A 14,620-nucleotide genomic window follows, 5' to 3' on the forward strand; every position below is an offset into this window, starting at 1 on the left:
ACCAGGTATGCCGCTTCCTGCTGCTCAGTGCTTGAGCAGCAGGGGGATCTTCACGTCCGTGAGCATTTCTCGCGTCACGCCGCCGAACAGGCGTTCGGCGAGGCGCATGCGGCCATAGGCGCCCATCACGATCAGCCCCGCGCCGCGCGTGTCGGCAGCGCTCTGGATGGCATGGGCGACGCCCTTGTCGTCGGGTGCCAGCTGGACCAGTTCGCAGGCGATGCCGTGGCGCGAGAGGTAGTCGGCCCCGCGCAGCGGCGGCAGGTCGAACTCCTTCTTCTCCTTCTTCCCCTCGCCGACCATGACGAGGTAGACGTTGGACATCTTCGCCAGCAGCGGCACAGCCGAACGCAGCGCGTGCGAGGCTTCGGGCGAACCGTCCCAGGCGACGATCGCGGGCTTGTCGAAATCGATCCGCTCGCATTCGTCGGGCAGGACCAGCACCGGGCAATCGGTGCCCAGCGCGACCTCGCCCGCAGTGAAGGACGGCGCCTTGCCGCCGCCGCGCGGCTCGCGCTCGCCGATGACGACGAGGTCCGCCAGCGCCGAGAACCGCAGGAGCGAGAGCGAGACCGGACCCGCCGTCTCGACGAATTCCCACGGCACGCCTTCATTGGCGAGATCGGCCTCGGTCTTCTCGCGCAGCTTCTTCGCCTCGTCGCGCCAGATCGGGACCATGGCCGCAAAGGCAGCGCCATAGGGATCGATCGTGCCTGCGGCCTCGTAAGGCACGGCATTGAGCAGCGTCAGGTGCCCGTCGAACACCCGCGCAAGGTCGAGCGCAAGATCGAGCCGGCGGGCGTGGCCCTTGTCGGCATAGGCATTGAACAGGATCGATTTCATGGCGCGTCTCCCAATGCGGTGCATCGTCCCGGAAAGGGGGGATTTCCGGGCCTGATGACGCTATTGTAGCAGGGAGCGCTCCAGCCTCATTGACCTGCATCAATCTGGCGCCGCACCAGTCGTATCACGCCATAGGCAGTGAGCGACAACAGCGGGATGCCGAGCGTCGCCACGGTAAGCAGCCGCTCGGGGGCCGCATCGGCCAGAAGGACGGGAAGGCCCGCGTAGAGCGGTGCCAGCAGCGCGTTGGCAAGACCGACGGACAGCAGGAACCGGCGGAACGGGAAGCGGGCGATACCCGCCGCGACCAGCACCACCTCGCCGACCACCGGCACGGGCCGCGTACCGAACAGGATCAGGCCGGACAGACTGCCGGCGCGCGCCTCTGCTGCGGCAAGGTCGGCCTCGCCCACTACCCGGCGGGCCAGCGGACGACCGGCAAAGCGGCCGATGGCGTAGTTGATACAGCTAGCCAGCATGATGCCGCACCACGTGGCGAAGGCCGCGAGCGGCCACGACAGCGCCGTGCCTGCCAGTGCGCCGATAAGCCCGTGCGGGATCATCGCCACGGCATCGAGGCCCAGTAAACCTACGACCAGAGAAAAGGCGGCCGCAGGGCTGACCGAACCGAGTTCGGCAGCCTGTTCGACGAGGAAGCTCGCCAGCGGCCAGACCAGCAGCATGGGCAGGACGAACAGCACGAAGGCGAGCCCGACCAGCCGCAGCCAGCGGCGCAGCGTGCCCGTGCCCCCGTCCCTATCCGCCCGCATGGTAGAAATCGTAAATCTGCCGCGCGACGCTGTCCGAAATGCCGGGCGCGCGCTTCAGATCGTCGAGCGCGGCGGCGCGGACCTTACCCGCCGTGCCGAAGTGCAGCAGCAGCGCCCGCTTGCGCGAAGGGCCGATGCCCGGGATCTCGTCCAGCGGGGACGCGGTAATCGCGCGGCTGCGCTTGGCGCGGTGGGCCCCGATGGCATAGCGGTGGACCTCGTCGCGCAGGGTCTGGAGGTAGAACAGCAGCTGCGAATTGACCGGCAGCGTCTTTTCGCGCCCGTCGGGGAAATGGAACACCTCGCGCCCTTCGCGGCCGTGATGCGGGCCCTTGGCGATGGCGATCAGCGGCACGTTCTCGATCCCCATCTCTTCCAGAGTGTCGCGCACCGAGGAAATCTGCCCCTTGCCCCCGTCGATCAGGACGAGATCGGGCCAGACCGTCTCGTGGCTGTTCTTCTTGCCCGCATCGCCGTCGGGGTTCTCTGCAAGGTTCCGGAAACGGCGTGCCATGACTTCGCGCATCATGCCGAAATCGTCATTGGTCTGCGCGGTCTTGATATTGAACTTGCGGTACTGGCCCTTCTCGAAGCCTTCGGGGCTGGCAACGACCATCGCGCCCAGCGCCTTGTCGCCCTGGATATGGCTGTTGTCGTAGACTTCGATGCGCTGCGGCACCTCGTCCAGCTCGAGGAATTCGGCGAGTTCGCGCAGGATCTTCGCCTTTGTACCGCTTTCCGCGAGCCGCCGGTCGAGCGCCTCAACCGCATTGCGCTGCGCCTGCTGCATGAGCTTGCGGCGATCGCCGCGCTGCGGGATCGATATCGCGACGACGTGGCCCGCCTTTTCCGCCAGCGCCTCGGCGATCAGTTCCTGCTCGGCCAGTTCGCGGTCGACAAGGATCGTGCGCGGCGGCGGCACTTCCTCGTAGAATTGCAGCAATACGTCGGCCAGCACCTCCTCGTGGTCGAGGTCGCCGGTGTTGCGCGGGAAGAAGGCGCGATGTCCCCAGTTCTGTCCGCCGCGGATGAAGAAGGCCTGCACGCCGATCTGCCCGCCCTTGGCCGCCAGTGCGAAGACATCGGCATCGCCCACGCCGCTCGCGTTGATCGCCTGTGACCCTTGGATGAAGGTTGCCGCGCGCAGCCGGTCGCGCAGGATGGCGGCAGTCTCGAAATCGAGGTCCTCGGCCGCCTTCGCCATCTGCTTCTCGATATTGGCCTGCACCGCGCCCGACTTGCCCGACAGGAAGTCCTTCGCCTCCTGCACGAGGGCATCATAGCCCTTCTCGTCGATGCGCCCGACGCAAGGGGCCGAGCAGCGCTTGATCTGGTAGAGCAGGCAGGGCCGGTCGCGATTGTTGAAGAAGCTGTCGGTGCAGCTCCTCAGCAGGAAGAGCTTCTGCAGCGCGTTCAGCGTCTTGTTGACCGATCCCGCGCTGGCGAAGGGGCCGTAGTAATTGCCCTTGGCGCGCCGCGCGCCGCGATGCTTCTGGATGCGCGGGAAGGCATGGTCGGCCCGCAGCAGGATGAAGGGAAAGCTCTTGTCGTCGCGCAGCAGCACGTTGAACGGCGGGCGATAACGCTTGATCAACTGCGCTTCGAGGAGCAGCGCCTCGGCCTCCGAATTGGTGACCACGATTTCCATCGCGCGGCACTGGCTGACCATGCGCTGGAGCCGGTTCGAAAGGCCCTTCACTTGCGTGTAATTGGCCACGCGCGCCTTCAGGCTGCGGGCCTTGCCGACGTAAAGTACGTCGCCGCGCGTATCGAGCATCCGGTAGACGCCCGGCCGCGGTTTGAGGGTTTTCACCGTTTCGCGGATCGCCGTGATGCCCGCTTCGAGGTCCGGCTGGGCGCTGGCCACGACGTTGGTCGCGCGTTCCTCGTGGAACCGCTCCTTGCCTCTCGGGTCGTTGGGGGATCCGGCCTTGCTGCGCGACATGGGGCCTTCAGATAGTGCGCCATTGCCGCTTAGGCAAAGGCCTGCTTGTGCAAAGCCGCGTTTCGCGCCATCCCCCCGGCATGAACGGACAGAAAATCGCGCCGCCGCGCACGGTGGGCTTCTGGGGCACTTCGCTGTTTCCCCTCAATGGCATGATCGGAGCGGGCATCTTCGCCCTGCCCGCGGTGCTGGTCGCCGCGGTCGGCAATTTCGCGCCGTGGATGATGCTGATCGGCGGGATCCTCTTCCTGCCGCTGGCCCTGTGCTACGCCTGGATGGCGAGCCGGTTCGAGCATAGCGGCGGTTCGGTGCTTTATGGCGAGGCGGCGTTCGGGCGCTTCGTCGGCTTCCAGGCCGGCTGGGCGCGCTACGCCAGCGCGATCGTGACCGCCGCGGCCAACATGCACGTCATGGTGGCCTATCTCGCGGCGCTCTTCCCCGGTCTCGACGATCCGGTGATAGCGCCGCTGGCGGTGGCGGTGGGCCTTGCGATCATCACCATCATCAACCTTTACGGCATGCGCGCATCGGTCGGCACGCTGGGCGTGATGACCGCCATCAAGCTGCTGCCGCTGGGCGCGCTGGTCCTCTCCGCATTCTTCGCCGGGGGCGAGCTGGGCGCTGTGACCCTGCCGGAATTCAGCGCGGTGGAAAGCGTCATCCTGCTCACCTTCTACGCCTTCATCGGCTTCGAAGGCGTGGTCGAGGCGGCGGGCGAGTTCAAGGACCCCAAGCGCGACGTGCCGCGCTCGATCATCTTCATGGTGTCGGGCGTGACGCTGATCTACATGGCGGTCATCTGGGCCTTCATCCTGATCGGCCCGGAATTCGCGGGCGAGAACAATGCGCTGGCTGGTTCCGCCGGCGCATCGATGGGGCAGGCCGGATCGCTTGCCATCGTGATCGCCGCCAGCTTCAGTATCGGTGCCAACAACTTCGCCAGCGGGGTCGCGCAACCGCGCCTGATGTACGGCATGGCCGAGCGGGGCATGCTGCCGCGCTGGTTCGAATATGTGCACCCGCGCTTCCTCACCCCCTCCAACGCGATCCTGTTTTACGGCGTGCTCGCCGTGCTGTTCGGCCTGTGGGAAGGGTTCGAGGTGCTGGCCGTGGCCGGCACGCTGGTGCGGCTGATCACCTATATCGTGACCAGCCTCGCCCTTCCGGTGCTCGAACATCGCGAGGGGCGGATCGTGCCCTTCCACCTGTTCTGCGTGATCGTGGCTGTCGCCAGTTCGCTGTTCATCGCTTCGCAGGCGCAGGCGCAGTCGTGGATGGTGCTGGGAGGCTTCTTCGCTGCCGGCACTCTGCTCTATTTCATCGCCGCGCGCCAGAAGCCGGAATATCCGCTCGACGAGGCCTGAGTGTCCGACACCTACGATGCGATAATCCTCGGCGCGGGTGCGGCCGGGCTGATGTGCGCCGCGCGTGCAGCCCAGCGCGGGCGCCGCGTGCTCGTGCTCGAGAAGGCGGAGAAGCCGGGCAAGAAGATCCTGATTTCGGGCGGTGGCAGGTGCAATTTTACCAATATCGGCGCGGGGCCGGCGAACTACCTGTCCTCCAACCCGCACTTCGCCAAGTCGGCGCTCGCCCGCTACACGCCGCGTGACTTCCTCGAACTGGTCGAAAGCTATGGCATCGCCTGGCACGAGAAGACGCTCGGCCAACTGTTCTGCGACGGCTCGTCGAAGCAGATCGTCGATATGCTGCTGGAGGAATGCGCCAAGGGCGGCGTCGACATACGCTGCAATGCCGAGATCACCGCGGTCGAGCATGACGGGCAGCGCTTCGCCGTCATGGCCAGCGGGCAAGTGGCTATCGCGCCCAGCCTCGTCATCGCCACGGGCGGCCCTTCCATTCCGAAAATGGGCGCGACCGGCTTCGCCTATGACCTTGCCCGCCAGTTCGGCCTCAAGGTGGTGGAACCGCGCCCTGCCCTTGTCCCGCTGACGCTGGGCGGCGAGGAAGTGCTGTTCCGCGAGATTTCGGGCGTATCCGCGCCGGTCGTCGCCAGTGCGGGCAAGGCGAGCTTTCCCGAAGCGGCGCTGTTCACGCATCGCGGCCTGTCAGGTCCGGCGATCCTGCAGGCCTCGTCCTACTGGAAGCCCGGCGAACCTGTGGTCATCGATTTCCTGCCCGACCGGCGAGGCGACTGGCTGCTCGATGCCAAACGCGATGCACCGCGGGCGACACTGCGTTCGCTGTTGCGGGATGCATTGCCGGACCGCCTGGCCGACATCCTTGCAGAAAAGCTGGGGATCGAAACCGAACTCGGCAATGCGAGCGACAAGGCGCTGAGGGCAGCGCAGGAGCGGCTAAAGCGTTGGACGTTCCACCCCAACGGCACCGAAGGCTTCGCCAAGGCAGAGGTGACCGTGGGCGGCATCTCGACTGCGGACCTGTCCTCCAAGACCATGGAAACAAAGCGTATTCCCGGCCTTTTCGCTATCGGCGAGGCGGTCGATGTGACGGGCTGGCTGGGCGGCTACAACTTCCAGTGGGCCTGGGCCAGCGGCGTGGCCGCGGCCGAAGCACTGTGACACTCCTGCCCTAGCGGAAGGGATTGACCGGGGCGGCAAGTTGACCGGCCCCTGCATTGTGATAGCTTCCTCTCTTCGCACCCGCAAAAAGCGGGGCGATCGTGGGAGATGCTGTCCTTCGCCCAATTCAGCGGAGCGGTAGCGCGGAAAGGACCCTATGCAGCAATTGCAGGGCATGGATGCCAGTTTCGTTGCGCTGGAAACGCGCAATTCGCCGATGCACATCGGCTCGATCCTGATTTACGATCCCAGCACCGCGCCCGGCGGTTTCGTGCGCTTTAAGGATATCCTCGGCTTCATCGAAAGCCGCCTGCAATTGTCCAAGACGATGCGCCAGCGCCTCGTGCGTGTGCCTTTCGACCTCGATTATCCCTACTGGATCGAGGATCCGGACTTCGATCTCGAATATCACGTGCGCCACATCGCCCTGCCCAAGCCGGGCGACTGGCGGCAGCTGTGCATCCAGGCGGCGCGCGTCTTCTCCCGCCCGCTCGACCTCAGCCGTCCGCCGTGGGAATTCACCGTTGTCGAGGGGCTCGACGGGATCGAGGGGCTGGCCAAGGGCAGCTATGCCTACATCACCAAGGTCCACCATGCCGCCATCGACGGGATGAGCGGGATCGACCTGATGGAAGCAACGCACACGCTGCGTCCCGACGAGCCTCCGCCGTCCACGCCCGACACATGGAAGCCCGAAAAGCTGCCCAACCCGGTCGAACTGCTCGGCCGCAGCTACATGAATGCGATCACCAACCCGCTGAAGCAGATCGAGGTCGCCGCCAAGGCCGCGCCCGGCCTCGCCAAGGCGCTGAAAGGACTGGCAGCCAAGGAATTCGACGTCTCGTCCGAGATGATCGCGCCCAAGACCCGCTTCAATCGCAAGATCTCGCCCCACCGCGTGGTCGAGGGCATCAGCGTCCCGCTGGCCGAAGTGAAGGAGATCCGCACGCTGGTCGATGGCGCGAAGGTCAACGACGTGTTCCTCGCCATCATCGGCGGCGCGATGCGGCGCTACCTCGAAGACAAGAAGGAACTGCCCAAGAAGACGCTTACGGCCATGGCGCCGATCTCCGTCCGATCCAAGGGCGAGAAGGACACCATGGGCAACCAGGTGGCCGCGATGATCGCGCCGCTTGGCACGCATATCGCCGACCCGGTCGAACGGCTGCAGTTCTGCCATGACCGCACGGTCAATTCCAAGGCCATGACCGACGCCATGGGCGCGCGCAACATGACCGAGATGAGCAAGGCAAGCCCCGCGCTGTTCATGGCACTCGGCGCGCAGCTCTACAGCCGCCTCAGCCTTGCCAATCGCGGTGTCGGGCCGATCTTCTCGACCGTGGTGACCAATGTCCCCGGACCGCCGATCCCGATCTATTCGGCCGGCGCGAAGATGCAGAGCATGATGGGGCTTCTGTGCCTGACCGACGGCCTTGGCCTCGGCCATGTCGTCCAGTCCTATACCGACGAGGCGACGATCGCCTTTACCGCGGACCGGGAAATGATGCCCGATCCCGAATTCTACGTCGAATGCATCCGCGCATCCTACGAGGAACTGCGCGATGCAGCGAAGAACCCCGCCCCGAAAAAGGCGGAAGCGAAGAAGCCTGCCGCCAAGAAGCGGGCTCCGGCCAAGAAGGCCACTGCAAGGAAGAAAGCGCCCGCTTCGAAAGCGAAGACGGGCACAAAGGGGGTCGCCAGCCGTAAGAAGGCTGCCCCTAAGGGGAAAGGAACAACCAAATCGTGACCACTGCAACCGCCGCGCAGATCGATGCGCGTCCGCCCAGCCGCCTGCTGACGCTGGCCGAACCCGGCCGCGCGATGAGCGAGCTGGCCAGCTTCTATGCCCTGCGGCCGCTGATGAACGCGCTGCCCCGCGGCGACGGTCACGGCGTGCTGGTTCTGCCCGGCTTCATGGCGTCCGACTATTCGACCGGGCCGCTGCGCCGGCTGTTGTGCGATCTCGGTTACGACTGCGCGGGCTGGAACCTGGGCCGCAACGTCCGCGTGGACCAGGCCCGCATCGAGGCGATGATGGCCTGCGTCGACGAGGTGCATGACCGCACCGGCCGCCCGATCAGCATCGTCGGCTGGAGCCTCGGCGGCGTCTTCGCACGTGAGCTCGCCAAGCTGTCGCCCGACAAGGTGCGGCTCGTCATCAGCCTCGGCAGCCCGATTTCCGATGACCGCAACCACACCAATGCGCGCCGCCTGTTCGAATATCTGAACGGCCGGGATCCCGAAGTCATGAAGGGCGGCAATTTCCAGAAACTGGCAGAAGCCCCGCCCGTCCCCACGACCTCGATCCTGACGCGGAGCGACGGCGTGGTGCACTGGCGCGGTTCGGTCCAGCGCTGCGGGCGCGAGGATTGCGAGAACATCGAAGTGCTCGCCAGCCATTGCGGCCTCGGGGTGAACCCCGCCGCGGTCTATGCGATTGCCGACCGGCTGGCGCAGGAGGAGGGAGAATGGAAGCCCTTCTCCGCCCCGCTCTGGGCCCGCTTGCTGTTCCCGCAGCGCGCCCTGCACTGAGGCAGAACGCGCCCGCGGGTCAGAAGGCCTTGCGGATATCCACGCCGAGATAGCGGCCGACAGGGTCGATCCTCAGCGGGTCGTAGGCGCGCGGCGTATCGCCGTTCTCGTCGGTCACGGTGCGGCGCGCGTCGAACAGGTTGTCGGCAAGCACCGACAGGCGCAGCCCCTTCATCCAGCCGTCCTCTTTCTTGAAAACTTCGCCTAGGTCGGCGAACAGGCGGATGTCGAAGGTGACGAGGTCCGAGAAGAACAGGTCGCTCGACCCGGGCAGATCACCGCCCAGCAGTTCCGCCTCGCCGATGTAGCGGCCCGAGAGACGCAGGCCGTAACCCTGCCAGAACAGGCCGCCCTCGAGACGCGAGGAGTGCTGCGAAATCGCGCTGCCGCCGAGGACATCGCCCGCCAGCTGGTCGAACAACGGGCCGTTCTCTGCCAGCAGGACCTCGTTCTCGAGCACGATATTGTGGTTGAGGCTGAGGAAATAGCGCGGGCGCGTATCCGACGGATCGCCGCCGAAGCGGCCGAAGCCGCCACCGCCGCCGCGGCGCGGGCCGCCCTGCTGCGATTGGCCTTCGCCCTGCGCTGCCTGTGCGGAACACATCCTCTCGCGCATCGCCTTGACCTTTTCCGGGTCGATCTCGCCATTCTCGTCCTTCAGGCGGGCGAGGACCTGTTCAGGCAAGCCATCGAGCTTGGGCGGTTCGGCGCAGATCGCCTCGCGCATGGCGGTAAACTGCTGGCTGCGCTGGTCGGCCTCCGCTCCGCAGAAGCGCGCGCGGGCCGCCGCGATCTTTTCCGGGTCCGGATTGCCGTTGGCGTCGAGCAGGCGCGAACGGAACATTTCCGGGATGGCCGACAGGTCGGGCGTTTCGCCTTCGGGCGCCTTGCAGAAGGTCTCGCGCATCGCTTCCATGCGAGCGGGATCGAAGCCCATGCCCGGCCCGCCACCCGGACCACCCGGACGACCTTGCGGCGGACCGCCATTGCCCTGGGCACCGCGGTCGGGACGTTCGGGCGCCTTGCCGATCTCGCCGCGCGTATTGAGCCCGAAGGACAGCACCCGGCTGCGGGTCTCGTAAAGCGTCAGCGGGCGGCGGTCGATGGCAAGCAGTTCGCCTGCGGTGCCGCGCGTCACGCGGTCGGGGAAGGCTTCCTCGAAGGCCGCGCTGAAGCCCGGTGACGCCGTCACGTCGCGCGAGCGGTTGATGCCGTAATCGGCCTGCAGGCGGGCGTTCTCCCAGAAGGGAAGCTCCCAGTTGGCGCTGAACTTCCAGTCGGCCTGCGTTTCGGCGCGAAGGTCCGGGTTGCCGCCCGTCACCAATGTCGCCAGCACCGTGTCGCCAGTGGCGTAATCGAAGACCGGCACGTTGAACTCGTCAATCCGGGGGCTGCCGAGCGAGGTCAGGCTGGGCGCCACTTCGCGCCAGATGCGCGTGGCACTGAAACCCAGCGTATCGGTCGGCTGCCAGTTGATGCCCGCGCTCCAGTTTGCCAGCGTGCCGAAATCCGAGAGGTCTTCGATGCCGGAGCTAAGGCTCAGGCTGACGCCGCCGATGGCACCCCAGGCGCCGCCACGCTCCGCGATCGGGACGGACAGCGTGGTGTTCGCATCGAACCGGCGACGGGTCAGTTCGATATCGGTCGCCGACCGCGTGTCTTCGCTGGCGATCTGGCGCCAGTCCACGCCGGTCTTGAAGGTGACGCTGATATCGCCTGCCGGCAGCGCGATCGGATAACCGGTCAGCGTAAGGTCGTTGGCGATGGTCCAGGTACGACTTTCCGCGACATCGAAGCCGCTGCCGTCGAAACGGTCGATCTCCGTCGTGGAGAGCGAGCGCACCGTGTCGTTGGTGAAAACCGCGTTCCAGTCGCCGATGGGGCGCGACAGCGTGCCGCCGACCGAGATGGTGTCGACGTCGCCGCGACGCTCCAGCGGGATGGTCCCGTCATTCGACAGGCCCGACAGGCTGAGGCTTTCGGAATGGTTGTAGGTGCCGTTGAGGCTCAGCGACAGGCCGCTCTCGAGGAAGGCCCGGGCATAGTTGACCGTACCCTGGGCGCTCATCGTGTCGGGGCGCAGGCTGCGGAACTGTTCCTCGCCCGGGACGCCGCCCTCGACAGTCAGGCCGCGCTCGGCCTCGGTCAGGAGGCTCGAATCCTCGAAATCGAGGTTGAAGTTGAGGCGACCTTTCTCGCCGATGCGCAGATAGGTCAGCTCCTGCTCGTTGCGGGTGAAGCCGCCGCGGTCGGGACCTTCGTATTCGACTTCCGCGCTCACGCTCTGGAAGTTGGGCTTGAGGATGATGTTCACCACCCGCTGGTCGGCAGAATAGCCGAAGCGTTGCGCCGTTTCCTCGGGGAAGACCTCGACCTTCTGCACCGCTTCGGGCGGATAGCTGCGGAATTCGCGGAAGCTGGAAACGCGGATGCCGTTGATGAGGAACACCGGCTGGCCCCCGCCGCGACTGCTGCGGGCACCGCTGCTGGTGGCCGGCTCAATCGCAGCGATCACGTCAGCGATGGAGCTGGCGCCGAAGGCGGCGATGTCCTGCTCGCTGAATTCCGCGATCGGTTTTTCCTCGACGAACAGCTGGCCGCGGATTCGCGTGCCTTCCACGACGATGGTGTCCGAAGCGGAAGGCGGCACGGCCATCTCTTCCATGTCGGGCTGCGGCTGGGCCCGCGGGTCCTGTTCTTCCGCCATGGCGGGAACGCCGCTCAGCGAAAGGGCAAGCGCAAGAGCCGGCAGCGAAGTACGTGCGCGAAGTGTTTTCAAGGGTTTATCCAGTATGCAGTCCAAGCCAACCCCCCTACGGCACCTACCGGAAGAGGGCGGACGCGCAAGCGGCCACCCTGTATCGGTTTGTCGCAGGAGTGCGATGGTTGGCTCAATGCCTAAAGCTTCCCTTTTATCCCGCCTGACGCTATGGGCGCGCGACACAACTCGACGAACTGCATCAGCTAAGGATAGTAATGGCCAAGGAAGAACTTCTCGAAATGCGCGGCAAGGTGGTCGAACTGCTGCCCAACGCCATGTTCCGCGTCGAACTCGAGAACGGCCACGAAGTGCTCGGCCACACCGCCGGCAAGATGCGCAAGAACCGTATCCGCGTGCTCGTCGGTGACGAGGTTCTGTGCGAACTGACGCCCTACGACCTGACCAAGGCACGCATCACCTACCGCTTCATGCCCGGTCGCGGCGGCCCCGGCCCCCAGTAAGACCGCGTGGGCCAGCCCACTCTCATATTAGCCTCCGCCAGCCCGCGCCGCCGCGAACTGATCGCGCGGCTGGGCGTGACGCCGGATGCTATCGCCCCTGCCGATATCGACGAGACGCCTGCCAGGGGCGAACTGCCGCGCGACTATGCGAAGCGCATGGCCCGCGAAAAGGCGGACGCTGCCGCTTCGCCGGACGGCTTCGTGCTTGCCGGAGACACGGTGGTCGCGGCCGGCCGGCGGATCCTGCCCAAGGCCGAGGACGAGGCGACAGCGCGCAAGTGCCTCAAACTGCTGTCCGGTCGCCGTCACCGCGTCCTGTCCGCCATTGCCCTGCGCGCTCCCGACGGGACCGTTCGCGAGCGGCTGAGCGAGACCATCGTCCAGTTCAAGCGCCTCTCCGCCGACGAGATCGACGCCTACATCGCTAGCGGCGAATGGGACGGCAAGGCGGGCGGCTATGCCATCCAGGGCATTGCGGAAGGCCTCATCAGCCGCATCCAGGGCAGCCATTCGGGTGTCGTGGGATTGCCGCTCTACGAAACGCGTGCGCTGCTGAAGGCCGCGGGGTTCCCCATTGCCTGAATGGCTGGTCGAGGACGGGATCGGCGAGACCCGCGCGATCCTCGTCGAAGGCGACCGGGTTCTGGCTGCAAAGCTACGCTGGCCGGGCGAGCTCCATGCGGGCCAGCAGGTCACGGCCAAGCTCACCACGAAACGCGGCACACGCGGGACCGGGACGCAGGCCGATGGCCGCGAGATCCTGCTCGACCGGCTGCCCCAGAGCGCCAGCGAGGGCGCGAGCCTTTCTGTCGTCATCACGCGCGCTGCGATTGCCGAGCGCGGCCGGCTGAAACTGCCAGCCGCGCGGCCGCCAGAAGCGGTCACGGCTACGGCCGATAATGCGTTCTCCACCGGCAGGAAGGTACATCGTTTCCCCGCAGGCCTGTGGGAAGAGGTCTGGGAGGAGGCTTCGCGCGGCGAAATCGATTTCGACGGCGGTTCGCTGCTTTTTTCCGTCACGCCCGCAATGACTTTGGTCGACGTCGACGGCGACCTGCCACTTCGGGAACTCGCCTTGCGCGCCGCACGGGCGCTTGGCGAGGCCTTGCCGCGCTTCGACCTCGGCGGTTCCATCGGCATCGACTTCCCCACGCTCGAAGCGAAGGCAGACCGCAAGGCGGTGGACACCCTGCTCGACGAACGGCTGGCGGACTGGCCGCACGAGCGCACGGCGATGAACGGTTTCGGCTTCGTCCAGCTCGTGGCGCGGCTGGAAGGTCCCTCACTACTGCACCGCTTCGCTACCGCGCGCACCGGCATGGCGGCGCGCATGGTGCTACGCCGGGCGGAGCGGGTCGAGGGGGCAGGCGTGACGCTGCTGACGGTCCATCCGGCGCTGAAGGCGAAGATAAAGGACGACTGGCTCACTGAACTCGAGCGCCGGACGGGCCGCCCGCTGCGGATAGAGACCGATCCCGGCCTTGCCATCGAAGCAGGCGCTGCCCAGATCGTGGGTCATGACTAGAGCCGCCAAACCCTGCCCGATCTGCCGCAAGCCGCGGGTCGAGGAACACGCACCCTTCTGTTCCAGCCGCTGCCGCGACCGCGACCTCGCACAGTGGTTCGGCGATGGCTACGCGGTGCCCGGACGGCCCGCACTGCCCGAGGAAATCGCTGCCGAAGTCACAGGCGGCGAAAAGGACTGAATTAGGCCCTTGCCAAGCGCGCCTGCCTTCGCCATAGGCGCGCACTCCAACCGCCGGAGCGGCCCATGCGTGGCCCCGGCGAAAGGGAGCCCGGGTAGCTCAGTTGGTAGAGCATGCGACTGAAAATCGCAGTGTCGGCGGTTCGAATCCGTCCCCGGGCACCACACCTTCTCCTATTCCAGCCAGAGCGCCTCGACCGCTTCGCAAACCGCGTCCAGCGCGGCGTAGTCCTTCGGCCTGCGTAGGCGCCAGACCGGTACCTGCGCCACTATCTGCGCCGCCAGCGCCCCCTGCTCGGCCCAGCGACCCATCGCCTCGAGCATTTCGGGCCGGTAGAGCGTCCCGCGAAGCACCTCGCGCAGCGCCGCGCTGCCGACGAGGCGGTCCAGTGCAAAGCTGTCCGCCCGTTCGAGGACGACGATCCCGCCAAGAGGAACGGCCTGTGCCCCCGCGAGGTGATTGGGTGCGGAACAATGGAACTTGTCGTCGCGCAGGTAATCGCGCTGGATCACACGTTCCTGCCAGCCGAACCGCTCGATCGCTTCGCCCCACAGCTTGATGCGCGCACTCGACGGATGGATCGAGCTCGGTTCCACCCGGCTGAGATCGTCGGCCACCAGTGCCGCGCCGCGTGCCAGCAGCGCGCCGGCCATGGTGCTCTTGCCAGCCCCGGCCTCGCCGCAGAACAGGAACGCCCGCCCGCCGCGCGCGACCGCGCTGCCGTGCCACATGGCGAGGCCGCGCTGGTAGCCAAGGGCACCCCACGCGCTCCCCAGCGTAAACAGTCGCAACTCGCGGGGGTCGGCTGTCTTTCCGGGGTGGAGGCGCAAGGTGTGTCCGCCCTCGACCTGCCAGCCCCCGATGCCATCGATGGCGAAACGCATCGTATCCCCGTCAATCGCAGTGCTGCCGTCGGAAGGACATTCCGGACATGGTCCGTCGTCGATAACGATCTGCACGTCCGGCTCGCCGAACTCCGCCTGGAAGGCCGCCCATTCCGGCAGCTCCAGCTGCGAGGCCACGGCGAGGCCGGAATGGCGATAGCGATAGGTCATGCGGCTG

Annotated in this window: 13 protein-coding genes and 1 tRNA gene; 9 read left to right on the forward strand and 5 right to left on the reverse strand. The window is 66.4% G+C overall.

Annotation, left to right across the window (positions count from 1 at the left end):
* Positions 1 to 24 precede the first annotated feature (24 nt).
* The 3 genes from LCL94_RS02995 to uvrC all read right to left on the reverse strand — a co-directional run bounded on the left by LCL94_RS02995 (position 25) and on the right by uvrC (position 3,558).
* Complete coding sequence (locus LCL94_RS02995) at positions 25 to 843, reverse strand: universal stress protein (RefSeq protein WP_224830923.1); 819 nt, start codon at positions 841 to 843, stop codon at positions 25 to 27.
* An 86-nt stretch (positions 844 to 929) separates the two neighbouring features.
* Positions 930 to 1,613 carry a VTT domain-containing protein gene (locus LCL94_RS03000; RefSeq protein WP_224830924.1) on the reverse strand — a complete coding sequence of 228 codons (684 nt, stop codon included), beginning with the start codon at positions 1,611 to 1,613 and terminating at the stop codon, positions 930 to 932.
* Positions 1,600 to 3,558 (reverse strand): excinuclease ABC subunit UvrC, encoded by a 1,959-nt coding sequence (gene uvrC, locus LCL94_RS03005; protein WP_224830925.1) that lies wholly within the window; start codon positions 3,556 to 3,558, stop codon positions 1,600 to 1,602. Before uvrC ends, LCL94_RS03000 begins: the two co-directional genes overlap by 14 nt.
* An 80-nt stretch (positions 3,559 to 3,638) precedes the next feature.
* Between uvrC and LCL94_RS03010 the strand changes: the two genes are divergently transcribed.
* The 4 genes from LCL94_RS03010 to LCL94_RS03025 all read left to right on the forward strand — a co-directional run bounded on the left by LCL94_RS03010 (position 3,639) and on the right by LCL94_RS03025 (position 8,630).
* Positions 3,639 to 4,922 (forward strand): APC family permease, encoded by a 1,284-nt coding sequence (locus LCL94_RS03010; RefSeq protein WP_224830926.1) that lies wholly within the window; start codon positions 3,639 to 3,641, stop codon positions 4,920 to 4,922.
* A gap of 51 nt (positions 4,923 to 4,973) precedes the next feature.
* Positions 4,974 to 6,098, forward strand: a complete 1,125-nt coding sequence (locus tag LCL94_RS03015; RefSeq protein WP_263611810.1) for an NAD(P)/FAD-dependent oxidoreductase — start codon at positions 4,974 to 4,976, stop codon at positions 6,096 to 6,098.
* A 157-nt stretch (positions 6,099 to 6,255) separates the two neighbouring features.
* Positions 6,256 to 7,845 (forward strand): WS/DGAT/MGAT family O-acyltransferase, encoded by a 1,590-nt coding sequence (locus LCL94_RS03020; protein WP_224830928.1) that lies wholly within the window; start codon positions 6,256 to 6,258, stop codon positions 7,843 to 7,845.
* A complete protein-coding gene (locus LCL94_RS03025) occupies positions 7,842 to 8,630 on the forward strand; it encodes an esterase/lipase family protein (RefSeq protein WP_224830929.1) in 789 nt (262 codons plus the stop codon). The genes LCL94_RS03020 and LCL94_RS03025 overlap by 4 nt, the downstream gene beginning before the upstream one ends.
* A gap of 19 nt (positions 8,631 to 8,649) precedes the next feature.
* Here LCL94_RS03025 and LCL94_RS03030 read toward each other — a convergent pair whose 3' ends face one another.
* The gene (locus LCL94_RS03030) at positions 8,650 to 11,409 is read right to left on the reverse strand and encodes a TonB-dependent receptor plug domain-containing protein (RefSeq protein WP_224830930.1); all 2,760 of its coding nucleotides are present in this window, start codon (positions 11,407 to 11,409) and stop codon (positions 8,650 to 8,652) included.
* A gap of 197 nt (positions 11,410 to 11,606) precedes the next feature.
* Between LCL94_RS03030 and infA the strand changes: the two genes are divergently transcribed.
* The 5 genes from infA (at position 11,607) to LCL94_RS03055 (ending at position 13,722) form a co-directional block, all read left to right on the forward strand.
* Complete coding sequence (gene infA, locus LCL94_RS03035) at positions 11,607 to 11,852, forward strand: translation initiation factor IF-1 (RefSeq protein WP_047806247.1); 246 nt, start codon at positions 11,607 to 11,609, stop codon at positions 11,850 to 11,852.
* Positions 11,853 to 11,858: 6 nt separating this feature from the next.
* Positions 11,859 to 12,434 (forward strand): Maf family protein, encoded by a 576-nt coding sequence (locus LCL94_RS03040; RefSeq protein WP_224830931.1) that lies wholly within the window; start codon positions 11,859 to 11,861, stop codon positions 12,432 to 12,434.
* Positions 12,427 to 13,377, forward strand: a complete 951-nt coding sequence (locus LCL94_RS03045) for a ribonuclease (RefSeq protein WP_224830932.1) — start codon at positions 12,427 to 12,429, stop codon at positions 13,375 to 13,377. The genes LCL94_RS03040 and LCL94_RS03045 overlap by 8 nt, the downstream gene beginning before the upstream one ends.
* Positions 13,370 to 13,558, forward strand: a complete 189-nt coding sequence (yacG, locus tag LCL94_RS03050; protein ID WP_160607721.1) for a DNA gyrase inhibitor YacG — start codon at positions 13,370 to 13,372, stop codon at positions 13,556 to 13,558. The genes LCL94_RS03045 and yacG overlap by 8 nt, the downstream gene beginning before the upstream one ends.
* An 88-nt stretch (positions 13,559 to 13,646) precedes the next feature.
* Positions 13,647 to 13,722: transfer RNA gene (locus LCL94_RS03055), tRNA-Phe, on the forward strand.
* Positions 13,723 to 13,731: 9 nt separating this feature from the next.
* Here LCL94_RS03055 and LCL94_RS03060 read toward each other — a convergent pair.
* Positions 13,732 to 14,613: a hypothetical protein gene (locus LCL94_RS03060; protein ID WP_224830933.1), complete on the reverse strand. Its 882-nt coding sequence runs from the start codon at positions 14,611 to 14,613 to the stop codon at positions 13,732 to 13,734.
* Positions 14,614 to 14,620: the final 7 nt, after the last annotated feature.

The organism is Qipengyuania gaetbuli (genome assembly GCF_020171365.1).
Taxonomy (GTDB): Bacteria; Pseudomonadota; Alphaproteobacteria; order Sphingomonadales; family Sphingomonadaceae; genus Qipengyuania; species Qipengyuania gaetbuli_B.